This window comes from Mesoflavibacter zeaxanthinifaciens subsp. sabulilitoris (genome assembly GCF_014191595.1).
Lineage (GTDB): Bacteria > Bacteroidota > Bacteroidia > Flavobacteriales > Flavobacteriaceae > Mesoflavibacter > Mesoflavibacter zeaxanthinifaciens.
On sequence record NZ_JACHWV010000002.1, the window covers coordinates 300,859 to 327,093 of the forward strand.

Sequence of the window (26,235 nt, forward strand, 5' to 3'; positions counted from 1 at the left end):
TTGTTTTTAGGTAAGTTTAAGTAGCCTAAGCTTTTTAATAGATATAGTATTTATGCAAAATTATACAGCCTTAATAGTAGATGATGAAATAGAGAACTGCGACTTGTTAAAGTTATACATAAAAAAGTATTGCAAATCTGTAGAAACCCTGTACATAGCTCAAGATATTGAGAGTGCAATAGAACAATACTTAGAGCATTACCCAGATATTTTAATACTTGATATAGAATTAGAAAATAATACTAACAGTTTTCAAATATTAGAACAAATACCCAACACTAATGTAGAAATAATATTTGTAACCTCACATAAAGACTATGCCATACAAGCTATTAATTCTGTAAAAACAGCTGCCTATTTAATAAAACCCATTAAACCAACAGAGCTAATTATTGCTATAGATAAGACCATAAAAAATATAGAAGCAAAACAAAATGCTGATGCCATAAAATCTACAAAGCAAGAACAATATTCAGAGTTTGTGGCAATTCCCTCTTCCAATAAAATAGACATTATTCACCCAGAAGATATTGTGTATATAGAAGCAGATGGCAGGTACACCATTTTTCATTTAACAAGTGGTAGTCACAAAATAGCCAGTCGTAATCTTGGAGAATATGAAAAACTGTTAGACCCACAACTGTTTTTTAGAATACACCATGGTTATATTGTTAATCTTAATATGGTAATAAACATTAATAAATCTGCTGGTAATTATTGTGAGTTATTAAATGGTAAAGCTTTACCAATAGCAAAGCGTAGACAAGAAAAATTACATAGGTTTTTAAGGATAAAATAACGCAAACTTAGATGAATTTTTATAGTTCAATTAACTAGACAGTTTTGTCATTCTGAGCATAGCCGAGGAATCTCAAAACATGCACTAAACTATATAGATGCTTCGTTTCTCTTAGTATGACAACCAAACATAATGATTTGTCATTCTGAACGCTAGTGAAGAAACTAAATAAAAAAATAAAACATGAGATACTTCGGTTCCCTCAGTATGACAACAACACTTTGTCCTTGTGAACACACTTTGTCATTCCGAGCATAGCCGAGGAATCTCAAAACAAGTATAACACCAGAGATACTTCGCTGCACTCAGTATGACAATAATCTTTCGTCTCAATAATCATAACTTGTCTTTCCGAACACTCTTTGTCATTCTGAACACCCTTTGTCATTCTGAGCATCGCGAAGAATCTCAAAACTTGCACTAAACTATATAGATGCTTCGTTTCTCTCAGCAAGACAACCAAACAAAATGATTTGTCATTCTGAACGCTAGTGAAGAAACTAAATAAAAAAATAAAACATGAGATACTTCGGTTCCCTCAGTATGACAACAACACTTTGTCCTTGTGAACATACTTTGTCATTCTGAGCATTACGAAGAATCTCAAAACAAGTATAACACCAGAGATACTTCGCTGCACTCAGTATGACAATAATCTTTCGTCTCAATAATCATAACTTGTCTTTCCGAACACCCTTTGTCATTCTGAGCAACGCGAAGAATCTAATATAAAGGAAAAAATAGATGTTTCGTTTCTCTCAGCATGACAACCAAACAAAATGATTTGTCATTCTGAACGTCAGTGAAGAATCTAATATAAAGGAAGGTGGATACTTCGGTTCCCTCAGTATGACAACAACACTTTGTCCTTGTGAACATACTTTGTCATTCTGAGCATTACGAAGAATCTCAAAACAAGTATAACACCAGAGATACTTCGCTGCACTCAGTATGACAATAATCTTTCGTCTCAATAATCATAGCTTGCCATTCTGAACGCTAGTGAAGAATCTAAAAATATAAATTAACTATCAATTATGAAAACCTTAGGTAATCACAATTACTATGTATATATACTTACTAATAAAAACAAAACAGTATTGTATACAGGAGTAACCAATAATCTACAAGAGCGGTTACATTATCATAATAATCCGTTACCGTTTTCAAAATCTTTCACTTCAAAGTATAAATGCTTTTACCTTGTATATTATGAGCATTTTAATAATGTTGAAATTGCCATCACTAGAGAAAAACAAATAAAAGGTTGGTTAAGAGTTAAAAAAGAAAATTTGATTAATAGTTTTAATCCAAATTGGGAATTTTTGAATAATGATATATAGATGCCTCGTTTCTCTCAGTATGACAACCAAACAAAATGATTTGTCATTCTGAACGCTAGTGAAGAAATTAAATAAAAAAATAAAACATGAGATACTTCGGTTCCCTCAGTATGACAGCAACACTTTGTCATTCTGAACACTCTTTGTCATTCTGAGCATTGCGAAGAATCTCAAAACAAGTATAACACCAGAGATACTTCGCTGCACTCAGTATGACAATAATCTTTCGTCTCAATAATCATAACTTGTCTTTCCGAACACCCTTTGTCATTTTGAGCAACGCGAAGAATCTAATATAAAGGAAGGTGGATACTTCGGTTCCCTCAGTATGACAACAACACTTTGTCCTTGTGAACACACTTTGTCATTCCGAGCATAGCCGAGGAATCTCAAAATAAGCATTAAACTATAAAGATACTTCGCTGCACTCAGTATGACAATAATCTTTCGTCTCAATAATCATAACTTGTCATTCTGAACACTCTTTGTCATTCTGAGCAACGCGAAGAATCTAATATAAAGGAAAAAATAGATACTTCGGTTCCCTCAGTATGACAACAACACTTTGTCCTTGTGAACACACTTTGTCATTCCGAGCATAGCCGAGGAATCTCAAAATAAGCATTAAACTATAAAGATACTTCGGTTCCCTCAGTATGACAACAATACTTTTTCTTATTAAGCAAAACTTGTCATTCTAAACGCTAGTGAAAAAATCTCAAATCCAACAAAACCTAATCATAACACCCTTCATATCAAACCCACTTATACATTTATAACAACACTTATTACTTTACAAGATTGTTAAGTGTCTTATTGTTGTAATCTTGCACAAAGACCAACTAGATAAAAACAATACATGTTTTTAGATAACAATAAAGGTTAATAGCAATTACTTTAATAAAAATGAATGCTAATCAGCATTCATTTTTTGTTATAACAATAAATCCTTTCAGGCTACAAGCAAAAGCTAGTTTATAAAGTTCTTGTAAAATAACTAATGTACAGTAGTGTAAACTACAATTATACAACACTTATTATCTATAGCGCCCACTTGTTACACAGCTACTAAAACATCAAAAAAATACAAACAAATTTGCCTAAACTATACATGTGCCAAAACAGCACAAGTACAGTTAAAGTAAATGTTTAACCTAAATTTTTTTTATGAAAAAAAATGACTTTAAAAATCCACTTCGTGGTGCTTTGTTGTTATTGCTTTCTATGTCTGTGGGTGTTGCTACTGCTCAAGATTCAGATATATATGTAAGTAATGGTGCAACTTTGCATTATGAAGCAGGTAATTTTGCATCCGGAGTTATAGATAATAACAACGGAGGTACATTTTCTGTAGCGTCAGATTTTGTACACAGTGCAGACAATTATGTAGAAGGTCCTGTTACATTTTTAGCAGCCAATACATTTGATGTCTCTTTAGAAACTGCTTCGCCAGACAGAAGTCCAAACTTCTCATCTACTGGTTTAGCAACTATGAGTTACGATGCTACAGCAGTGCCAACAGGAACACCACCTGCAGGTTATGTGTTAGCAAGTGCAGAGGTATATACCTTTACAGGTGATGTGTCTGCAGGTACTGCAACACCACTAGCTAGTACTACATTTGGTGCAGCAACAGGACCTTTAGCCATTGTATTTGCAGACGCAAATGGTGGTACTTGGTCTACAACTGTAACACCAGGTACAACAACTGTAATGTCTTTTGCAAAAGAAGATGTAACACTTGGTTTAGACGAGTTAAATGCAAGTACGTTTGCATTTTACCCAAACCCAGTTACAGCAACAACAACACGTATTAACTTTAACTTACCACAAAGCGTACAACAGTTAGATGTAACAATGTACGATATTACAGGTAAAGTAATAAAGCAATACAATAACGTTGCAGTACAAACAGGTGCTAATAGTATAGACAAGCCACAAGTAGCAAATGGCATGTATTTATTACAGTTTTCGTTTAATAACGGAGCGCAACAAATAACAAAACGATTACTAGTAAAATAATCTTGTCATTCTGAACGCTAGTGAAGAATCTAATAAAAAAAAGGTACTTCGGTTCCCTCAGTATGACAACAACAAACAATTTTAAAAATAACAAAAATGAAATCGAAGATTAACGAATTCATTAAATTAAATAACAAAATCATGAGAAAAAAAATATTTTTAACCGCTGCCCTAATAGCAGCAAGTTTTACAACCTTTGCCCAAGTGGGTGTAGGCACAACAGACCCAAAAGCAGGGTTAGATATTACAAGCGATAAAGGAATGCTATTACCACGTATAGCAGACCACACTTCTTTAACACCAGTAGATGGTACTTTAGATGCCAACGAAGCAGGTTTACAAGTGTACGACACTACAACAAACAAAGTAATGTTATGGGATGGTACTGCTTGGGTGGCTAGCGCAACTGGTACTGCAAAATTTGTAGATGGTACAACACCTGCAGATGCAGTTTTTACAGATGGTAAAGTTGGAATTGGAATTGAAGCACCTTCAGAACAATTTCATATTTATAATGAATCAGGAGCATTTTCATTATTAGAATCAAACACTAGTGTAGCTGGTTTATATATCAGAACAAATAATACAAATTCTACTACACTAATGCAGTTGAACCAAGGAACAGATTACTGGAGAACAAGATTTTATTCTTCATTAGGGCCAAGTGGTAATAGTTATGGTATTGGATTTAACCAGATATTACCTAGCATGTTTTTAATTCAAAGTGATGGAAATATTGCAATTGGACAATCTTCTGCTACCCAAAAACTTGAAATTGCTGGTAATGCGAAATTGGAAGAGCTTTATTATGGGGGTGTTATAAGGGACCATAGATTCTCTAATAAATTAATTTTATTTTCTTCTTCATTAGCTACAGAGCTTCATTCAGCTGGATCAACTGGGATTCTTTTTAAAGACAATGCGAATAATGAATTAGCTAGAATATCTAATGAAGGAAACTTTGGAATCGGTACAACATCGCCAGTAGCAAAACTAGATGTAAATGGAGCCATTAAAGTAGGAGATGCTGTTGCAACACCAGTTGCAGGTATGATTGCTTATGGAGATAAAGGTTCTGGTATTGGTTTTTATGGGTACACAGGTGGTGCTTGGGTAAAGTTACATTAATACCCCGCTACCGCACGATTGTATCGTGTGGGTATATAGCAAATAAAACTAAAAACCGTAGTATTAATTTACTACGGTTTTTTTATATTGTACTATGAGCAGAAAATACAAGTTTTATAACAAACAAGGCTTATATTTTGTATCCTTCGCCACGGTAAATTGGATAGATGTTTTTACAAGGCAGATTTACTTTGATGTATTGGCAGAAAGCATAAACTATTGTAGACAAGAAAAAGGCATGGAGTTGTATGCATATTGCTTTATGCCAAGTCATGTACATTTTATTTTTAGGTCGGCTAAAGACCAACCAATGGAGTTATTGCGAGATTTTAAAAAGTATACAGCAAAAAAAGTGATAGAAGCTATAGAAAACAATCCCGATAGCGCGGACTTGTAGTCCGTGCCAATAATAAAATAGTAAAACCGCAACATTAGTTTGTTGCAGTTTTTGTATAAGGCACAGTACAGTATAAGTATTTTAGTTCACTGAAGCTGACGACCGTAATAACGGTGTTTCAAGAACTTAAGGAGTTTCAATAAAAACGCTATTTTTACTATGCTACAAACAAGTTAAAATGTCAACAAAATACAAAGCTACAGAGCAAGATGCAGTTTACTTTATTACCATAACTGTAGTAGGTTGGGTAGATGTTTTTACAAGGTTAAGACAAAAGGACATAATTATTAATGCACTTCAGTATTGTCAAAAACACAAGGGCTTAGAGGTATATGCATACTGCTTAATGAGTAGCCATATACATTTATTGTGTAAAGTTGAAGACGAAAGTATGCTTTCTGATGTTATTAGAGATTTTAAAACCTATACATCAAAAAAGATTATACAAACTATTAAAGAATATCCTGAGAGCAGAAGAGAATGGATGTTAGATTACTTTAAAAATGCCTGTACACATTTAAAAAGAAAACAAACCTATAAAGTTTGGCAAAATGGATATCATGCAGAAAAGGTGTATTCAAATAAGTTTATAAAACAAAAAACAGACTATATTCATAACAATCCTGTTGCAGAAAAAATAGTAGCTATCCCTGAGGATTATGTTTTTAGTTCTGCACGAAATTATGCAGAATTAGATAGTGAGTTGGAAATAATACCATTAATAATATTTTGATTGCTGTTACGCACGGTTCAAATAGGAGGCAGTAAACTCATAAAAGAGACCAACAATACCCAAAACGAGCTTAGAGACCTAAAAGACTATGCAGGCATGATACGCTATAATGCCACCACTGGTAAAATAGAAGGCTTTAATGGCACTAAATGGGTGCAGTTTCATTAACTAAAATATTTTTCGCTTTTTATAAGAATTTTTTTAACTTTAAGTTTATTAGAACTGTAATAAAAAGAAATGAAAATTGCATTTTTGTATTGTGTTGCTATAATGTTTTTTTTGGTTAGTTTTTGTGTAAATGCACAAAATGAGCCCTTAAAAAAAACAGCTTCATTTTACTTAAATAAAGCTAAAAAATTATCTCAAAACCAAAGAGATTCTGTTTTTTATTATCTAGATAAAAGTTATGCACTAGCAGTACAAAACAATAACGATTCTTTAAAGCTTTTAGCTCTACATAACAAAGTACAAATATATTACCAATATAAAATGTTTAAAGAAGCCTGTAAGTTTAATGGCAGGTTAGATTCTATAGCAAAAAAACTTAATGATACCCTTGCTATGTACAATGCAGAGATTAATTACGGCAGATTAGAAAATGCATTAGACAATAGCCATACATCTACAGAGTATTATAAAAAGGCATTAGCTTTAGCATTGGAAATAAAAAACAATAAAAAAGTATTAATTGCCTACGGCAATATTGGTAATAATTACATGTACGAAGCGCAATATAAACTGGCAGAGACTTTTTTTTTAGATTGCATGAGTATTATTGAAAGTTTAAATAAAAAAGAAACTAATGATAATATTCTAAATGTAGCAATGGTACACGTAAATTTAGTGTTTATATATACAGAGCTTAATAATAAAGAAAAAGCGCTAGAGTATTTAGATAAAACGGACCAAGTATATAATGGTAGGTACTTTAAAGGTAGGTTTGAAATTAACGAACTAAAAGGCTTAACCTATGCTCATTTTAAAGATTACAATAAAGCCATTTACTATTTTAAAAAACAACTAGAAATTAGCAAGGGCAGAAAAGATAAAACAGCTATAGAACATAGTCTTTTAAATTTAGCAGAATTACACGTAAGTGTAGAAGAATACGAAAAAGCTTGTAGTTATTTTAATGCCTATGAAGCATCTCACTCAGCTAATAATAGCGAAGATGAAATTTTAAGCGATAACGCACAAATATATCAAATAGCATTAAATAGTTATAAAGGAGCTAATCAGTATCAGAAAGCATTAAAATATGCAGAGCTATTGAACAAAACCCTAGATACATTACATAAAATAGAAGTAACCAATACATTTGCCGAATATGGTAAAAAGTACCAAACCGAAAAAAAAATACAAGAAAATGAGCTATTAAAAAAAGAAAATGAAATTAAAGTATTAGAGGTACAACAACAAAAAAAAGCACGTAACTATTTAATACTGCTCTCTATTTTAGGTTTAGTTGCGTTAGGTGCAACGTACAGTAGATTTAAAGCCAAGAAAAAAACCGCCAACTTATTGGCAGAGCAAAATACGATTATAAACCAACAAAAAGAAGAGCTAGAAAAAAGCAACGCCAACAAACAAAAATTGTTTGGCATTATTGCCCACGATCTAGTAAACCCGTTTAATGCCATTTTGGGCTATACCAATCTATTAGACGAAGATTACAATAATTTTACAGATACAGAACGAAAAGAGTTTATAAGCACCATAAATAAATATGCTAATAATAATTACAACTTAACTAGAACCTTGCTGGATTGGGCTAAGGTACAGCAAGATAAATTGGTGGTAAATAAAACCCAAGTAAATTGCAAGGATATTGTTGAGAACGCCTTACGACCTTATCTAGTAATGGCCGATAAAAAAGAGATAAAAATTGTTACTAATGTGCCTAATGATATTACTATAAATGCAGACCAAAACATGATGCAAACTGTAATAGGTAACCTGTTTGTAAATGCCATAAAGTTTACACCAGAAGGTGGCACTATTACCTTTAATTTAGAAAAACTAAGCGATGGTACCATAAGCCTAGAGATAGAAGATAATGGCATAGGTATGACCCAAGAGCAACTCAACAATATTTTTGATATTACCAAAGTAGCATCCATAAAAGGCACTAACCAAGAAAAAGGTCACGGCTTAGGGCTAATTTTATGCAAAGAGCTTATGGAACTACAAAAAGGTACTTTGCAAATATTTAGCCAACTTAATAAGGGCTCTAAGGCTGTAGTAACTATTTAATAAAAGTAGATTTTTAATTAACTGCATGCTTGTCATTCCGAGCATTACTGAAACCAAAATATATTTTGGTTGAGAGTACATTGCGTAGCAAGAGGAATCTGATTCTGTCATTCTGAGCAACGCGAAGAATCTCATAGTCACTTCAAGCATTTTGTCATTCTGAACGCTAGTGAAGAATCTCAATAATAGAACAAAGTATGAGATACTTCGGTACCCTCAGTATGACAACAACACTTTGTTCTTTGTTATTTTCTGTAAATCCGAGCACAGCCAAGAAACCTTTAGGTTCAGCGAAGCTAAATTTCTTTGTCATTCTGAATGTCCATTGTCATTCCGAGCACAGCAGAGGAATCTCATTCTGTCATTCTGAATGCTAGTGAAGAATCACTTTGTCATCTCGAGCTTGCCGAGAGATCTATATCTGAAAAAAAAAGATTTCTCGATTACGCTTCACTTCACTCGAAATTGGACCAAACGTTTAAAATCAATCCAGTGGATTGATTTAGTGAAGGTGCCAGATTGCCGCGCAGGAAAACAATTGTCATTCCAATCATTCTGTCATTCTGAGCAACGCGAAGAATCTCATAGTCACTTCAAGCATTTTGTCATTCTGAACGATAGTGAAGAATCTCAAACACAAGCGCAAAAAAAAAGAGATACTTCGTTGCACTCAGTATGACAACAAGACTTTGTTTATTCCTAATTATCTGTCATTCCGAGCATCCATTGTCATTCTGAACGCTAGTGAAGAATCTCAACAACAAGCATGAGCCCATTTATTACCCTATACAACCACTTATTAACCATTTGTTTTAACCCTTTTAAATTTCACTGTTATTTGTGAAAATAATATAACACAAAAAAGAATTTGTAATGAAACACTTAGCCTTAATAATTGCCCTATTGATTTCCCATGGCATGTTTAGTCAAAAACTTACACAAGAAGATTTAACAACTATTGAGTTGTCAAAACATAAAAAAATTGTAAAACAAGCACTCACATACAATGATGCCCAAACGGCTATTAACAGTATGCATAGCATCGTTGCATTAGAAGGTGAAAAAAGCACTTATAAAGATAGTTTGGCAATTACTTATTATAACATAGGTAATTATGTAAGTAGTCATTTATTAGCAAAAGAACTATTAAAAGAGAAAAGTGAGAACATCCAGCTTTTAGAAATTAACGCAGTAAGCTTACAAAATTTAGGAGCTACTAAAGATGCTATAGAGGCTTATGAAATATTGTTTTCTAAAACAAAAAATATGGCTCATGGCTATCAATTGGCTATGCTACAATATGGTATTAAGCGCTTAACTGAAGCACAAAATACTGTTTTACAAGCTTTACAGTGTGATGACATAGAAAATGCCTACATACAGTTTGCTATAGACAAGACTAAAAATCAAAATGTACCACTAAAGGCAGCTGCTTATAATTTACAAGGGTTAATAGCTTTTGAGCTAAAGGATAACACAACAGCAAAACAAGCTTTTGATGAAGCCTTAAAAATTATGCCAGAATTTGCATTAGCTACTCAAAACACTAATGCCGTAACCATAACCATGCAAAACGAAGCACAGTTAAGTAGATCTGCTAATAAATCAGATACAGATAACTAAAATATTAATGTGATAATAATGATTGATAAACGGAAAAACGCTTTTAAGGTTTTCCCGCTTATACTTTATTACAGCCATTTATTACTTCTTTTTTTAATCCAAATATAAGATATAGTCATATTAGCAATTATAAAATGTAATTTAAAACCTCATGAAACAATTTTATTATTTAATAGCATTTTGTGTTTTAGTAAATCTACAAAATGGTTATTCGCAAAGTGAATTAAGCCGTTGGTCTTTTGAGGCAGGAGTTAATTATGTAAACGTATATTCTGTTGGAGAAGATACACCACAGGGTGAGTTTTTTGATGAGTATTTTAATATCAATGATCATTGGAATTTGGGAACTTATTTTGCAGGAACAAGAAGTTTTTCTGATAGACTTTCTCTCACTGCAAAAGTATCATTCAATGAAATCTCTAAATGGGGCGAAGATGGTAACGACGTTAGTGTTTTTGTAGATCATTTAGAGTACTATGGTTTAGATGGTATGGTTAATTTTAAAATACTTACCAAATCAAAATTAAAGCCATATGTAGCAATTGGTGGTGGTTATACCTGGATAGAAGAAGGACCTTACAATACATACTCAACGAAAGAGTCTGATGATGATTTTGTTGGTGCAGGTACAGTAAATGGAGCACTTGGTCTTACGTATGATATTACAGACCGTTTTGGTGTTAACTTACAGTTTGCATATAAACATTCTTTTAAAGAGTATTTAACAAAGCATTTTCAAAATAGCGTAGGTGTTTATTACAACTTAGGTAAATCTACTTCTAAGGAAGAAACAAAGGAAGTTTTAGATACAGATAACGATGGGATAGAAGATGCTTATGATTTGTGTCCAGAAGTAGCAGGTAAAAAGGAGTTTGCAGGTTGCCCTGATACAGATAACGATGGTATACCTGATAGTTTAGATAAATGTCCGAATGAAAAAAATATAGATGGTGGTTGCCCATCATCTAAAAGCAGTATTCAGGAAACACCTTCAAATACTAATAATATTGAAAAAAGCCCTGTAGTAATAGATACTCAAAAAACAGTTTATTTTGAGTATAATAGCGCATCTTTAGATAATAACGCTAAAGGTATATTAGATGCTATTATAGAAATGTCTAAAAATGCAGATACTATAACACTTAAAATTGATGGACATACTGATAATACAGGTGAAGAAACCTTTAATAAGTCTTTGTCAATTAATAGAGCTAATAACGTGAAAGATTACTTGGTAACTCATGGTATTAAGTCTGAAAATATTACTACAAATAGCTTTGGAGAAAGCCAACCAAGTGCAGACAATTCTACAGAAAAAGGAAGAGCTTTAAATAGAAGAGCTAAACTTACAATAAAGATTTTTCACTGATTAATTTAATTACTGTGTTATCAATGAAAAGGGTATTATTAAATTATTGCCCTTTTTTTATATCAAGATTTACCATTTGTTTCTAATCTTTTACGTTTATTACCCAGTGATTTGAATGTTTAAAGGGTTTATAGATTTTAGTTGTAATAAGCATATTCCCTTAAACAATTTAATTAAAATGTCTAAAACTTTTAATCTAAGAAAAACAAATAGTGTTAATAGTAATATTGTTCTTAATCATTTAGAACTATTTTATTTAAGATTGTATACCCATGGTTTAAACAATAAAGAGATAAGTGAGTTCTTAGATTTAGATTTAAGTAAAATTTATAAAATAAGAAAATCTATTTCTGAATTATACAATACAAGTGATTGGATTAAAATTATTTCATCAGCTTTTGAAGATAAAGTACTTTATAAAGTAGACTACATCGATCAGTTAGTTAAAGATGTTGCCTTACAACATACACAGATCCTTTTTAATAAATATGTATCCCCTATTTATTTGAGTTTAACTATAGAAGAGTTAAGACATAGAATAATTGAATTTTATTACGAATGTGAAATAAAGTTAACAGACAATTATTATAATGAAATTGATTATAAGAAACTGAATACAAAGGAACTGCAATATTTGAACTTGAAATATGAAAATATAAACTCAAAGGTAATTTTTGAAAAACTTAAGCTTAGAAAATCTGAAGAAAAATTAAGAGAATTAAAGTTTTTAGTATTTAATAAACTAAGAGTTAATAACTGGTTTAATGCCTTTAAAATTGGACTAAAACTTAATTTATTAGATGTCCCAAAAAACCACTTAGAAAATGTAGAAAAAGAAGTCATAAACTGTACTAATAAAATAATAAGAATTAGAACAATTAAGCGATTATCGTTTACAGAAAAAAAACTATCAATCTACAATGAATTATTGGAGTTATACACAAATATAGAATTTTCGAAATTTATAAACCATGCAAACAGTTTATGATGACTTTAAAGAAAGTCTAAGAGGAATAAGGTTATTAAACACTAAAGAGATTTACTTTATAAGGTTAGTATTACATGGTTACAAAACTTATGATATTGTCAAATATTTAGAGATTGAAATTGAACAATATTATAAAATCATTAATAGTATAAAACTTAAGTTAAATTGTACATCTTGGTATAAGGTAGTAATTAAAAGTTTTGAATTAGAAATAATTAAATTAGAAGACTTTTTAGATAATCTTGTTAAAGAAGAAGCTTTACTTTTTGAAGAAGAAATTATGTCTAAATTAATTAAAGAAAAGGTTTCAAATAAAGAAATTAGGTATTTAGTAAGTGATTTTTACAATAGTTGTACTTCTAAGTTAGAAAACTTATGTACTGACGTCTTCTCGGAAGAAGAAAAGTTTTTTTTAAGACTAAAATTTGAAGGTAATAATGATGAATCTATTGAACGAAAGTTAAAATTAGAACCAGAGGAAGTAAATACTTACCAAGAGAAACTATTTATAAAGTTGCAAGTTAATGATTGGTTTAACGCATTAAAAAAGGCGATTCAGTTTGGGGTATTAAAAATAAAAGATGAATTACATGTAGATTTTGAAATTCATGTTTATGAAGTTTCTGTAAATATGATATCTATTAATTCATTTAAAAATTATTCTTATAAAGAAAAAAAATTATCAATCTATCTTCAATTATTAAGGTTCTATTCTAAGTTAGAATTAGATTATTTGTCCAAAGCTTCAATGTAAATTGATATTGAAAAGTTTTCCATTACTTAAATCAGATTACTCCTAAAATTGAAAATAAAAAACAACCACTCTAAATGGAGTGTCATAATTAAAAAATTAGACTATTCTTCAATAGATTTTTATAACGAATTTATTGAAGCACTTCAACACCATGGATATAAAGATTTGAGTGTTAGTTTAACTTCTTTTAGTAAAAGTAAGATAATGTCTTCTAAACGTTTTTATTTAAAAGTAACTTGGAGAAACTATGATTATTATTTATATGCATCATCTAGGCTTGATGGTTTTTATGTTTCATGGCACTTAGTATTAAAGCATTCTTTTTATCAATTACTTTTATATAAAATTCCAATAACTGGTTACAAATTAGGTAAAAAAGTATTTCCAAAAACTAACAATAAGATTAAAATGGCGCTCATATTCATGAATTGTGCGCATGGTTCTATTTTAAAAATTATTGATACTATTATTTGTAAACAAAGGTTAAACAATTTAACAGAAAAAGATAGAGTCCCTATTGTAGATAAAGTATATAGAAAATTAGATTATGTTTATTAGATTTATTTGTAGTAAATAGTTGTGAAATAGTATTTATTATTTAACTCAGATTTAATAACTCCAAAGCCAATATTAGTAAAATCTCCTTCTATTATTTCTTTATGTTCTTGACTATTTAACCAAGCATTTACAACAGATTGCGCAGAAGTATAGCCATAAGCTACATTTTCACTTACTTTAATAGCTCCTCTGTTTTTTAAACCATTACTTCTTACAAAAAAATTATTATGATTAACAGATTGTGTTTCAATCATATATTTGCTATGACTAACAGCATAAGCAGTTGCATAAGAACTATCTTTAATTAATAGATTTAAATCGTTTTGCAGTCTATAATCATTAATATAATTTAAAATATTATTAGACATTATCCAGTTGTTTTCATTGACTAAAGATAAATCGATGTCAGAACTGTTATTAATTTCATCTGTTGAACACGATACTAACAAGATAAAAACCATTAAAAATAAATTACTGATTTTTTTGTTTATGACTAACATAATTATTGATTTACAATAAATATCAAGTGATAAACTTTAATTTCTAAATGTGGAGTAATAAGTGGGTGTTAGTATTGTAAATAAACGTTAAAAATTGTTTTAACTCTATGAGTAAAATAAAAATACATTTCAAGACCTTTAAAAAATGGTGGGATAAAGATTATCAAATTAAAAATGGTATTACATTCGATAAATTATTTAAATACTTTTTATTCACAATTTGATGTAGATTACTTTATTTATTTTAACTCATTAGATTTCTTTAAAATATTTTATGAGAAAAACAAGATAATGATTACTATTATAGTCTGGCTTTGTATATTATTTATCATCAACCTTTTTTCTTTTAAGAAAAAAAAAGGTAAGTTAAAATGGAATAGTATATTTTTGATAGTGAGCTTAGTTGAATCTATATTGCTATTTTTTATATTATTTTTTTTCAACATAGATTTTAAAATTCTAATTTGTCTTTTCTTTTTAGCATTGTTAGTAAATTACTTAGGTTTTTGTTAATTTAAAACATTTGATTTTTTAATTTTCATCTATTTATGTCTTTTTCTTTTATTTACATTTATTTTTGCTAAAGATGATGCTAAACGAGTTAAAAATCGTAAGTATAGCTTGACATTATACTTAACGATAATAGTTATCTTTTAAGAGAAAAGCAAAGTAATTTTAAAGGTTTTTATATAGGAAATACGATAGATTATTTTTTTATTTATGATAACACTATAAAAAAAATTAGGGCTCTAGAGAAAAGTGAAGTAAAGGAAATAAGATTTAAATCTAATAAAATAAATTACTAACTAAAGAATAGTTAGTAATTTTAGGCTTCTTCACAGAAAAATATCAAAAAAGAATTAAAGATTATTAGTGTTTTTTAATTCTTTTTTAATCATATAAAGAAAAACTTCATCAAAGCGTTCTACATAAGGTTCATTCATTTTATAGTCAATGTATTGCTCTGCCAATTTAAAATTCTCTATAGCTTTCTTTTTATCGCCAAGTGATTTGTATACCAGCCCTAGTTGATAATATGCTTCAGGAAACTTGTCAACCGAAGCAATAGATTTTTTAAAATACTCAATCGCTTTATTATATTTTTTCATTTTGAAATAACATCTGCCTATATAGAAGAAAATCATGTAATTATCATTAATGTTAAAGCCCAGTTTATCTTCTTCAATATTTACAAGGTTAAAAGTTTTTATTGCATCATCAAATTTACCAAGTTTATATAAAGCTTGTCCTTTTTGAAAATCACAAGGTTCTCCCCAACATGTATTGTAAACATTCCCTGTTATTTTTTTTATTAAATCAACATCTCTAACAACACCGTCATAATCCCTGTAATAATAAAGAAGTGTCCAAGCTCTATATTCTAAAACATCTACTTTTCCATTTGCAGTATCAATTTCAACAGCTTTATTCAAAACCTTCATGGCTTTAATATGCTCTCCAACTTTTTTGTATGAATATGAAAGTCTTTGCCTATAATCAACATTGTTTGGTTCAACTAATAGAGCAGAGTCTTTATATTGCCTGTAGAGTTCTGAAGGCTGTAAAAAGTAGTTTGATGATTCATTATAATGCTTAGCTAAAGCTTCACGTTCTTTTGCATCTAAATTGGAAATATCTTTGTTTTGTAAATTAGTACATGATGAAAATATCAACAAGATTAATGTATAAGAGTTTACTTTTTTTAAGGACATAGATCTATAATTTTTCCATTATGAAGTTTAAACATTAGAAAAGCATGAACGTCCTTATAATACAGCCATTCCATTTGAGAGTTTGAAGAAGGAAAATCGTTAAGTGTTCTTACTTTGTTAAGTAAATGTTTTATTAGTGTATTTGAGAAAGCTGTTTTTTTAAACTCTTTATCCATTTGTATTAAACCAAAACGTCCAACATTTCCTTTACAATTAATATTAAAATGAATAATAATATAACCTGATTTAGCATCACTAATAGGAGCATCTTTAGAAAGATAATCCATTAAATATTCATTTCCTTTATTAAAGGTTACATCTTCACCATAATAATACTCTCCTTGATAACCATCAAAGCAGTTTGAATAATATGTAGATTCGTTTATTAATTGATTATAGTCTTCACTGTTTACTTGTGTTTTATTAAAAGAGATGTCTTTAACTTCCCTAGAAGAATAGTCTCTTAAGGTTATAACACTAGAATTATAGTTAACAATTTGATATATAGTTTGGGGGTTGTTGACTTCTTTTTGATAGGATAAGAAATAAACATCATCAATTTTGAAAATATTATATTCTTTTATTTCGCTTTCAGATATGGTTTTGATTCCTTGATAATAATAGTTTGTTAGGATATTTACATTACTATCATTAAATTTAATAGTTTGTTTTAGTTCTAAATCCTTATTAGGATTGCTGTTTTCATCTTCAACAACTTTGTATTCCCAAACAGAATTTTTAAAATCATTTTGAAATGTCCCAATATCTATATTAGATTGAACTTGTATAAATTTAGCACTGTTTTTATGATTTGGAAGACCATTTTTAAATGGTCTAAAATTTAACGAATCCAACAAGTCAAAAGCGTAAAAACTATCATTTTTTTTATTTAGAATTTTGAAATGTTTTTCTTTAAATTCAACGGTTTTATGTTTTTTAATTTTGCTGCTAATAATTTTGTCAACTATAAGACCTTTATGATTATATAAAAATATTGAGTCTTGATTTTGTTTTATGATATAAGGGTATGGAATCAATTGATCTATTATCCTGTAAGACCCAATATAAATTGTTGTTGTATTATTATATTTATTAGTACAACTTGATAGTAAAACGAAAAGAAAAATGGACTTAAGTATTGATTTCATTTATTGTTTGAAAATTTCTTTGAATTTGTAAAATATCCTTTCAATAAGCCTTAAATCTTCGGTGATAATTTCAGCTACTCCTTGCATTTCTTGCTTAAAATCTATCTTTTTACCATGAGTAGTAATTAATTTTTTAGGTAACTCAACATCTATGAGATATAATCCCTCATTATTAGGCACTAATGAAATGTCTTTTATAGAGCCTTTAAGTACTCCAAATTCATTATCAGGATAACTACTTAGTTTAATATTTACAGACTGTCCAACTTTTACTTTTCCTGAATTAAGAACAGGTGCTCGAACCTTACATATATATGACAAATAGTTTTTTGGTATAATTGTAAAAACAAAATCTCCATTATTTATGGTTTGATTCTTATTCCATATTTTCATAAATGACACTTCCCCTTTTATATTTGATTTAAATAAATATCTTAACTCCCATTCTTTAATTGCTCTTTTCAATTGGTCTAAAGATTGAATAACACTTTTAAGTAAATTTACTTCTTGTCTTTTATTGTCTATTAAATTTTGTTTTTTTACGTTTTTAGTATTACTTATATTTTCTTTAATTTGTGAAATTGACACACTCATATTCTTGTAATTTCTTTCTGCTTGAATATATTCGAGTTTCTTGTTCTCTATCTCTTGTGCAGAAATAACCCCTTTTTCAAATAACTTTTCATTTCTTTCTAAATCTTTTTTCTTGAAAATTAGTTCTTCCTTGTTTAAATCTCTTTGATTATATAAGGTGCTAAGTCTATGATTTAGTTGCGATAATGTGTATTTGTTTGCTAAATCACTACTTAAAAAGGATTGAGATTCTTTATTTAATTCATATTGAATATAATTATTCTCAAATAAAGTAAACTCATCTTCTAAATCACCCAAAAAGAGCATTGGTAATTCTTCTAGTGGAAAGTAAAAAGATGATTGGTCTACTTCTAAAGTATCTAAAATTGATTTTAAATAAACAATATCTTTATAATTAGCAGTGTTCTCTATTAAAGCTAGTGGTGTTTCTTTTTTTACTTCTTGAAAATTTTCAACAAAGATAGAATCAATCTTACCTGTAACTCTAGCATATTCTTTTTGAGGAGGTATTTCTGTTGTTAATAATGCTTGAGCTGAAACGGTATCAGGGTATTTTATTAACCATGAAAGAAAGAGTATGATACAAATAAAACCAAATAGCATAGTATTACCCCATCTAAATATAATTTTAGGAGGCTTAGAAAGTACATCTTTAACTTCTTCGCTGTAAATATTTAACTCTTCATTTAACTCTTTCATACTTATTTACCTAACTCTAATTGATTTTTAACTAATTCATAATATTTTCCTTTTTTGGCTGTAAGCTTTTCATGGTTACCTTGTTCAACAATTTCACCGTTTTCAAGAACAATTATATTGTCAGCATTTTTAACTGTACTTAATCGATGTGCAACAATTACTGAAGTTCTGTTTTTGATAAAATCATTTAGTTTCTCCATTATCACCCGTTCGTTATTTGCGTCTAGTGAACTTGTCGCTTCATCAAAAAACACAAAGGACGGGTTTTTGTATACAGCTCTTGCAATCATCAAACGTTGCTCTTGCCCTCCACTTAATCTGATTCCTGAAGTACCTAATTCTGTATTATATTTATTGGGTAATCTGTCAATGAATTCTTCAATATTAGAAATATATGAAGCTCTTTTTAATTTGTCTCTATCAATTATTTCATTTTGTTCAGATTCTGAAATATTTCCGGCAATAGTATCATTAAAAATAAAAGTGTCTTGCATCACTGCTCCACAATTCATACGCCAAAAATCATTATGAATATTGTTTAAATTATCACTTCCAATATGAATGTTTCCTTCTGTTGGTTTATGAAACTTTAATAGTAATTTAAGAAGAGTTGTTTTACCACTTCCACTAGCTCCAACTATAGCTGTTGTTTTTCCTTCGTGTAATGTGCAATTAATATTTTTAAGTACGAATGGAGTAGATTTTCCTCCATAGCGAAAAGATAAATCTTTAATAACAATACTTCTATTACTAGGGAGATCTTTCACTTTGTTATCTTTTAATTCATCTTCGTCTTTTTTTGTGTGAACTTGCATCAATCTTTCTAAACTTATTTTAGCATCTTGCCAAACTTGAATAAATCCAATAAAGCTACTTAATGGAGAATTTAATTGTCCAACAATATATTGAATGGATAACATCATACCAAGTGTTATGTCTCCATTCACTACAGCAGTTGCTGATAGAAAGGTTATTACAATATTTTTTAATTCATTAATAAATCCAGAGCCAATTGATTGATATTGAGCAAGAGCAAGGGAGCTAATAGAAGTCTTGAATAAGCTAATTTGAATCTGTTCCCATTTCCATCTGTTTTTTCTTTGCGAGTTATTTATTTTAATTTCTTTAACTCCATTAATTATTTGTACTAAGGATGTCTGACTTTGTGAGTTTTCATCAAAACGTTTAAAATCTAATTCAGCTCTTTTTTTTAAGAAGAAAAATGTCCAGGCAACATACAAAATGGCACCTATGAAAAAAACTAAAAATATTTTTGAATTATAATAAGCAAGTACAAAACTAAATACTATAAATAACAAAATAGAGTACACCATTCCAAATGTAGAAGATGAAACAAAGTTCTGTATTCTTGCATGATCTTGTATTCTTTGTAGATGTTCTCCAGTATTCCTTGTTTCAAAAAAAGTGATAGGAAGCTTTAACATTTTAAATAAAAAATCCGAAATCATTTTTATGTGTACTCTATTGGTTATATGTATTAATAACCACTCCCTAAAAACTCTAACTAATGTTTGAGAAATAAATAACACTAACTGCGCGATAAGTATTAAATAAATGAATGGAATATTTTGAGTGTTAACTCCAGTATCGACAATTGATTGCATCAAAAAAGGAGTAATAAATTGAATTACTATTCCTACGAGAAGTCCTAAAAAAAGTTGTGAAATTAATTTTTTATAGGGTTTGATGTAAGGTATCAAAAACGAGAAGCCTTTCTTTTTTGACTTGTCTTCTTCTAAATTGTAAAAGTTAGTATTTGGTTCTAATAGCAATGCAAACCCATTTCCATCTGAACTATTAGTCCAAGCTTCATGAAAGTCTTTATGTGTATACTCAACCAAACCATGAGCAGGATCAGCAACAAAGATTTTTGTTTTACTAGTTTTATATACTACAACAAAGTGTTTTTGTCTCCACGAAACTATAAATGGAGTAGGAGCTTCCGATACTAAACTGTCAAGTGAAATTCGTATTCCTAAAGTACGCATTTCTATAATCTCTGCTGCATCAGCAATTCCAGCCATTGTAACACCTTGCCTAGTTATACTTGCTTTGTCTCTTAAAAATTCTCTCGAAAAGCTCTTTCCATGGAATTTTGCAATCATCCTTAAGCATGTAGGACCACAATCACGGTAATCCAGTTGTCTATAAAATGGAAACTTTTTTTTTGACATAAGACTGTATTTATATCTATTTAGGTTGTATTGATTTAGATAAATTGTCTAATTGGACTTTATCTAAATAGTTTGTGTTAAAAAAAAGTCCCTCAATAGATTTTAAGGTGTTAAGGTTGTTTAATGGATTGTCGTTTAAAATTATAAAATCAGCATCTTTACCTTCTTCTATTATTCCATAATCTTCATTAAAGAAATCTGCAAAATTAACTGTAGCAATTCTTAATATGTCATAGTTGCTTAAATTAGCGTTTTTTAATAATTCCATTTCACCAACAAGACCAAAACCAGTAACCATATATTTAGATGAACTATCAGGGCTTAAAAGCATTTTTACGCCTAGTTTATTAAGTTGTTTTATAATTTGATATTTATTCTCCAACTTTTTTAATTCGTTAGCAACTTCTTCTTTATAAGCTTCATTTCCTAACTTTTCTCTGTATTGCTTTGTTTTTTCAATCCATTCATTAATGGTTTCTTTAGAAATATATTGTATGCCTGGTTGATTTCGTAATTCTTCATAGCTGTATCTACCAGAGCCTACACTATACCAACTTAATGTAGGACAAATAAAAATGTTATTCTTTTTAATCTCTCGAATCCTACCTTCTACAGATTCTGATAGTTTAGATAATTTTCCTAAATGTTCAAATGATGTGTAATTTGATTGGAATAAAATGTCATCCGATATGTTACTAGGAAAATGACCTCCTATTGAAATATCATTAATCTTACATAAACTGTCTAATGACTTAAAAAGTGTTTCATCTTTGATACTTAAAACCTTAATAAAGTCAAATTTTTTTGCTTTTTTAATGAAACTCTGTAGTTGTTCTATAGTAAAATCATATTTCCTAGATATTGGTGGAGCAGATAAATAGAGTTTAGGATAAATGGAGGTTTCTGTATTGTATTCCTCACGCCATTTTAAATGATTCCAATCACCTCGCATTGATCGTAATTTAGTTACACCATTAATCAGGTTTAACGTTAAGAACTTTTCTAAATCATTTTTGTCTACAGGTAAATGTATATGAGCATCAGATAAAGAAGGCATAATATATTTACCATCTAAATCTATCCTATGTTTAGCTTTAATTAGGTTTGGATTTTTATTGGATACTTCAACTATTTTTCCATCATTTATTAAAATATTCTTGTCTACTAATACCTCATTATCATTCATAGTAATTACAGAAGCATTCATAAATAAGTAATCAACATCATAAGGCTTTTGTGCACAAGATAGTTGGGTTGAGAATACAATGAAAAGTATTAGTATTATAAATTGTTTCATTAGTTTGTTTCTTTATGAGTCAGCATAGAATTTTAAAATAAACATATTTGATTTTTCTCAACCTTTTGCATCAAAAGTTAAATTGTCCATCTTTATCTTTTTTCAAAAATTCTTCAAAAGGGTTCAACTTACAAAAATCCTCATATCTGAAATCTAAATCTCTATTACTTAAATCAAATTCATCTTTTAGTTTTCGATATTTCTGTAAAATGAATTCACATTTAGTGTCTAATTCATTATAAAATTCGATTCCTTTTTTTGTGTAAACCTGATCGAAGTCCAATAACTCTAATCCTGTTCTAAATCGTGAAAATTGATCTGTTAACCTTCCTAATAATTCATGTTTTTCTCTACCAGAAAATACATTTTGGACTAATAGTTTATCAAAAAACTCTACACGCTGTGTAACTGTAAATAAACCATGAAATGCTCCATAAATTGTTCTATAATCCCATTGCTGTTTTGTAAAGTCTCGCATGACTAGATTGTCAACATCTACCTTAAAGTAGTCTTTTCTATTATGTATAATATAGTATAAGTAGTTATGGGAACCTTGATGTAACAGTTCTTCTATAAAATATATGAGATTATTATTACCAATAACATAAAAGTAAAGCATTCCTAAAGTTTCTATAGTGGTAAAATTTAATATTTTAGGATTATCATGAAGATATATTTTTTTATTAGCAAATGTTAATTGCTTATAAAATTTTGGAAGGTGTTTTTCTATAATATCGATAGCTTTAAATAGATCTTCATAGTGCTCTTCCCAAACAGAATTGTGGTCTGGGTTTTGATTCAAAATATGTCCTTTGTAAAACTCTACAAAGTATTTCTCTTGTGTAGAGTGGATTTCTTTTACTATTTCAAAATCTCCTTTTTTTAAAATAGACTCATAAATTTCTTCAATTCCTTTTTTGAAATAACCAATTTTTGGTATGTAGGCTATTTGATTTTTATTAAAAAAGTTTTCTATTAATAAATTTTGCTTTTTTATAATATATCCCTGAAGAATTTCAAAGATAGATTCCTTATTTATTTTAGTATTATTAAAGAATGAAAATAATATAGGTTCTAAAAAAATTTCATCGTTATTAAAATCAATTTTTTCTAATATAGTAGGGTTGTGTTCATATATTAAAAGTTTAATAGTATTAATAATTGAGGTTTTATTCTTTGAAAGCGAATTATTCATTTGGCTTAACTTTTAGTATGTAATTTTTTAATATGAAAATACCACCTATTATCAAGGTTAAGTAAATAAGGCATATTAGGAAATGATTTTCCGTTGTATAATTGATTTTAAAAAATAAGGTAAGTGTATTCATGAAAATATGAAGTAAAATACATTCTAATAAATTTTTATTCTTTTCATATAAAACACCTAAAATAAGCCCACCAATGAATGTAACAAAGAATTGCTCTGATCCTGGATGACTTAAACCAAACAAAAGGCTTGATATAATAATAGAAGTCTTTCCTGAAGCATTTAGTCTTATTTTAGAGTAAAGTATACCTCTATAAAAAAGTTCTTCTAATATAGGAGATATTAAAACTAACCTAGTTATGTAATAATATTGATTAATTGGAATTTGTTCGTGAGTTTCAAAATGAAATATTTCGGGTTCCATAATGCCTATTTTAAAATCTGAAATAGAGGTAATTAAATTAGGTAGATTAATGACCGGGTAAAGTAACAACAATATCATTGATAGAATAGAAATTTGAATAGATCTTATAAATGATACTTTCTTTATTTTTTCTATTATATCTATTTTCCATTTTTTGATCAGGATAAAAATAAAAATCAGAAATGTGATTTCCATGTTAATGTAAAACGCCCCATCATAATTAAGACTTTTGAAAAAAAATCCAATACCAATGGAAGTGATTACAAATAGGAAAAAAACAAATATTACTAATATTATTTCTCGTGCTTTCATATGTGAAAGTTAAAATAGGGGCATTAAATGATGCCCCCAATGATTAATGAAATAAGATATGCCACCAGCCATAAGTTCCAGTTTGCCAACTTCCTTGAGTCGTTACTACAGTCTCTTGACATTCCTCACAAGCTGTACTTTCTTCTGGTTCGTCATGACAAGAATTTTCTGTTCCTCCAGAAATTGAATTCAATAATTCCTCTGATGCAACTACATTTGCTCTCTCTTTAAGAGCATCTAATGATAATTTACTCATAAATATATAATTTAAAATTTATACTTACTCTATTTAGACTTTTCAGTTTCCGCCTACAATGCAATGTTTTAATTAAAAACCTATTAGCTAGCATAATAGATTAAAAAAATGATTAAATGCGTTGATTTTTCGAGGTAAACTAAATCAATACTTTTGGTAAGAAAAAACGTATTTTGTCGTTATTTATAAAATTCGAGTCTTAATTCGTAAATTTCGATTTTAAATAATATCTAATAATTGTGATAAAGAATATATTAATACTTGCGACTATTTTTTCTTTTTTTATTTGTGAAGGATACAGTCAAAATAACAAAAAAGCTTCAGTACAAGATTTAAGTTATAAAGAGCTTAAGTCGGGTTTTTTTAAAGAATTTGAAAATGATTCTATAGCAAATATTTACTCAAATCAATTTTTAAATAAAGCAAAAAATGAGTTAGATACAATTAAAATGGCAGAAGGGTATCTGTTTAAATCTTATAAAAGTGATTTTGAAGAAGCAATAATGTATTCTGATAGTATAATAAACTTGACAATTGACCAGAGGAATTACTATTACCCTGCTTTAGGGTTTATGATTAAGGGGTTTTATTTATACAACGAAGGTTATGATAAAAAGGCATTAGATCAATATTTAGAGGCAGACAAGCACGCAGTTTTTAATGATAATTTTAAACAACAAATAGAAATAAAACAATTTATAGGTGGTTTAAAATATAATTTTGGTGATTATAGAGAGGCGTTAAAAATTTTCAAAAGTCAGTTAAATTTTATTAAAAATCAGAAAGATTATAAACAAGTCTATATTGAAGACTATTTAATAGCCTTAGATGACCTCTCTAAAAGTTACCTAAGAGGCAAACAAGTAGATTCAGCATTAATTTATACAAAAGAAGGTTTATTAGAAAGTAAAAGGGTTGAGGATTTAACAAGATATAATCGATTTCTATTAACAAGTGGTATATGTTTTTTCTATAAAAACAATCATAAAAAAGCTTTAGATAGTTTAAATAAATTAGAACCCAGAATTAAAGATTTAAATAGACTAGCAATGTGTTATTATTATATGGCTAAAGTCTATCAAGAAATTGATTTTGATAAATCAATTTTAAATTTTAAAAAAGTAGATTCTTTATATCAGATTACCAAAAATCCATTTATAGAGTTAAGAGATGTATATAAATCACTTTATAATTATTACTCTATTAATGATGAGGAGAAGTCCCAATTAATTAATCTTAAAAAGTTAATAACGATAGATAGTATACTTGATTTAAATCACAATTATACAGAAACAGAGATTATTAAAAATTATGATATTCCTAAGCTTAAAGAGGAAAAACTTAAATTAGAATTAACTATCAAAAACAATAAGACTAAAAGAAATTTCATCTATTCTATTTTGGTTTTATTCATTCTTTTAGCGGTTATTTTAGTTGTCAAGTTTTATAAAGATCAAAAAAAATATAAAATAAGGTTCGAAGCCATAATGAAGGAAAATATGGTCTCTGAAAGTCACAATGAGGATGAAAAAGCAAATATTTATGATTTAAATATTTCAGATGATATAATTACTGAGGTTTTGGAAGGGTTAGAATTGTTTGAAAAAAATAAAAGATTTATTGAAAATGGATTGACATTAAATAAAGTTTCTAAGTCTCTAAATACAAATACTTCTTACTTATCAAAAATTATTAATACATATAAAGGTGTTTCTTTTTCAAGTTATTTGAATAGATTAAGAATCAGTTATGCTATTAATGAGCTAAAAGGCAATCCTAAATTTAGAAATTATACTATACAGGCAATTGCCAGAGAAGTTGGTTTTAATACGGCAGAGTCATTTTCCAAAGCTTTTTATAAGGAAAAAGGTATTTACCCATCTTATTTTGTTAAAGAGTTAAATAAGTCGTAATTTATAAATTA

The 26,235-nt window shown here is 28.8% G+C and carries 23 protein-coding genes; 14 read left to right on the forward strand and 9 right to left on the reverse strand.

Annotation, left to right across the window (positions count from 1 at the left end; all coding sequences use genetic code 11):
* The first annotated feature begins 52 nt into the window (after window positions 1-52).
* The 13 genes from FHS04_RS04240 (at window position 53) to FHS04_RS04300 (ending at window position 13,967) form a co-directional block, all read left to right on the forward strand.
* Entirely contained in the window at window positions 53-799 is a 747-nt protein-coding gene (locus FHS04_RS04240; protein WP_106680395.1) for a LytR/AlgR family response regulator transcription factor, read from the forward strand.
* Between the two features lie 1,037 nt (window positions 800-1,836).
* Complete coding sequence (locus FHS04_RS04245; protein ID WP_106680393.1) at window positions 1,837-2,142, forward strand: GIY-YIG nuclease family protein; 306 nt, start codon at window positions 1,837-1,839, stop codon at window positions 2,140-2,142.
* Window positions 2,143-3,309: 1,167 nt separating this feature from the next.
* Window positions 3,310-4,164, forward strand: coding sequence for a T9SS type A sorting domain-containing protein (locus FHS04_RS04250; RefSeq protein ID WP_106680391.1), 855 nt, complete (start codon window positions 3,310-3,312; stop codon window positions 4,162-4,164).
* Window positions 4,165-4,305: 141 nt separating this feature from the next.
* Window positions 4,306-5,292, forward strand: coding sequence for a hypothetical protein (locus FHS04_RS04255; RefSeq protein ID WP_106680389.1), 987 nt, complete (start codon window positions 4,306-4,308; stop codon window positions 5,290-5,292).
* Window positions 5,293-5,386: 94 nt separating this feature from the next.
* Entirely contained in the window at window positions 5,387-5,689 is a 303-nt protein-coding gene (locus FHS04_RS04260; RefSeq protein ID WP_317044638.1) for a transposase, read from the forward strand.
* A gap of 178 nt (window positions 5,690-5,867) precedes the next feature.
* Complete coding sequence (locus FHS04_RS04265; RefSeq protein ID WP_106680387.1) at window positions 5,868-6,422, forward strand: REP-associated tyrosine transposase; 555 nt, start codon at window positions 5,868-5,870, stop codon at window positions 6,420-6,422.
* Window positions 6,423-6,590, forward strand: a complete 168-nt coding sequence (locus tag FHS04_RS04270) for a hypothetical protein (protein ID WP_181256139.1) — start codon at window positions 6,423-6,425, stop codon at window positions 6,588-6,590. It begins immediately after the preceding gene.
* A gap of 69 nt (window positions 6,591-6,659) precedes the next feature.
* Window positions 6,660-8,675 carry a tetratricopeptide repeat-containing sensor histidine kinase gene (locus FHS04_RS04275; RefSeq protein ID WP_106680385.1) on the forward strand — a complete coding sequence of 672 codons (2,016 nt, stop codon included), beginning with the start codon at window positions 6,660-6,662 and terminating at the stop codon, window positions 8,673-8,675.
* 873 nt (window positions 8,676-9,548) lie between these two features.
* Window positions 9,549-10,298 carry a tetratricopeptide repeat protein gene (locus FHS04_RS04280; protein WP_146131311.1) on the forward strand — a complete coding sequence of 250 codons (750 nt, stop codon included), beginning with the start codon at window positions 9,549-9,551 and terminating at the stop codon, window positions 10,296-10,298.
* A gap of 151 nt (window positions 10,299-10,449) precedes the next feature.
* Window positions 10,450-11,667: an OmpA family protein gene (locus tag FHS04_RS04285; protein WP_106680381.1), complete on the forward strand. Its 1,218-nt coding sequence runs from the start codon at window positions 10,450-10,452 to the stop codon at window positions 11,665-11,667.
* 178 nt (window positions 11,668-11,845) lie between these two features.
* On the forward strand, window positions 11,846-12,655 hold the full coding sequence (locus tag FHS04_RS04290) for a hypothetical protein (protein ID WP_146131310.1): 810 nt from the start codon (window positions 11,846-11,848) through the stop codon (window positions 12,653-12,655).
* On the forward strand, window positions 12,639-13,409 hold the full coding sequence (locus tag FHS04_RS04295; RefSeq protein ID WP_106680377.1) for a hypothetical protein: 771 nt from the start codon (window positions 12,639-12,641) through the stop codon (window positions 13,407-13,409). Before FHS04_RS04290 ends, FHS04_RS04295 begins: the two co-directional genes overlap by 17 nt.
* Before the next feature lie 48 nt (window positions 13,410-13,457).
* Window positions 13,458-13,967, forward strand: a complete 510-nt coding sequence (locus tag FHS04_RS04300) for a hypothetical protein (protein WP_106680375.1) — start codon at window positions 13,458-13,460, stop codon at window positions 13,965-13,967.
* Window positions 13,968-13,969: 2 nt separating this feature from the next.
* On the opposite strand, the gene FHS04_RS04305 is transcribed toward FHS04_RS04300, so the two are convergent.
* The 9 genes from FHS04_RS04305 to FHS04_RS04345 form a co-directional block, all read right to left on the reverse strand.
* A complete protein-coding gene (locus tag FHS04_RS04305) occupies window positions 13,970-14,467 on the reverse strand; it encodes a CAP domain-containing protein (RefSeq protein ID WP_106680373.1) in 498 nt (165 codons plus the stop codon).
* Window positions 14,468-15,327: 860 nt separating this feature from the next.
* A complete protein-coding gene (locus FHS04_RS04310) occupies window positions 15,328-16,179 on the reverse strand; it encodes a tetratricopeptide repeat protein (protein WP_106680371.1) in 852 nt (283 codons plus the stop codon).
* Window positions 16,170-17,327: a hypothetical protein gene (locus FHS04_RS04315; RefSeq protein ID WP_146131309.1), complete on the reverse strand. Its 1,158-nt coding sequence runs from the start codon at window positions 17,325-17,327 to the stop codon at window positions 16,170-16,172. The genes FHS04_RS04310 and FHS04_RS04315 overlap by 10 nt, the downstream gene beginning before the upstream one ends.
* Window positions 17,328-18,620 carry an HlyD family secretion protein gene (locus FHS04_RS04320; protein ID WP_106680368.1) on the reverse strand — a complete coding sequence of 431 codons (1,293 nt, stop codon included), beginning with the start codon at window positions 18,618-18,620 and terminating at the stop codon, window positions 17,328-17,330.
* 2 nt (window positions 18,621-18,622) lie between these two features.
* On the reverse strand, window positions 18,623-20,815 hold the full coding sequence (locus FHS04_RS04325; protein WP_106680366.1) for a peptidase domain-containing ABC transporter: 2,193 nt from the start codon (window positions 20,813-20,815) through the stop codon (window positions 18,623-18,625).
* 16 nt (window positions 20,816-20,831) lie between these two features.
* Window positions 20,832-22,112: an amidohydrolase family protein gene (locus FHS04_RS04330; RefSeq protein ID WP_106680364.1), complete on the reverse strand. Its 1,281-nt coding sequence runs from the start codon at window positions 22,110-22,112 to the stop codon at window positions 20,832-20,834.
* A gap of 70 nt (window positions 22,113-22,182) precedes the next feature.
* The gene (locus FHS04_RS04335) at window positions 22,183-23,307 is read right to left on the reverse strand and encodes a hypothetical protein (RefSeq protein ID WP_106680362.1); all 1,125 of its coding nucleotides are present in this window, start codon (window positions 23,305-23,307) and stop codon (window positions 22,183-22,185) included.
* On the reverse strand, window positions 23,300-24,055 hold the full coding sequence (locus FHS04_RS04340) for a CPBP family intramembrane glutamic endopeptidase (RefSeq protein WP_106680360.1): 756 nt from the start codon (window positions 24,053-24,055) through the stop codon (window positions 23,300-23,302). Before FHS04_RS04340 ends, FHS04_RS04335 begins: the two co-directional genes overlap by 8 nt.
* Before the next feature lie 43 nt (window positions 24,056-24,098).
* Entirely contained in the window at window positions 24,099-24,248 is a 150-nt protein-coding gene (locus FHS04_RS04345) for a hypothetical protein (RefSeq protein ID WP_183408364.1), read from the reverse strand.
* A 302-nt stretch (window positions 24,249-24,550) separates the two neighbouring features.
* Here FHS04_RS04345 and FHS04_RS14400 point away from each other — a divergent pair, with 302 nt between their 5' ends.
* On the forward strand, window positions 24,551-26,224 hold the full coding sequence (locus FHS04_RS14400) for a helix-turn-helix transcriptional regulator (RefSeq protein WP_106680356.1): 1,674 nt from the start codon (window positions 24,551-24,553) through the stop codon (window positions 26,222-26,224).
* Window positions 26,225-26,235: the final 11 nt, after the last annotated feature.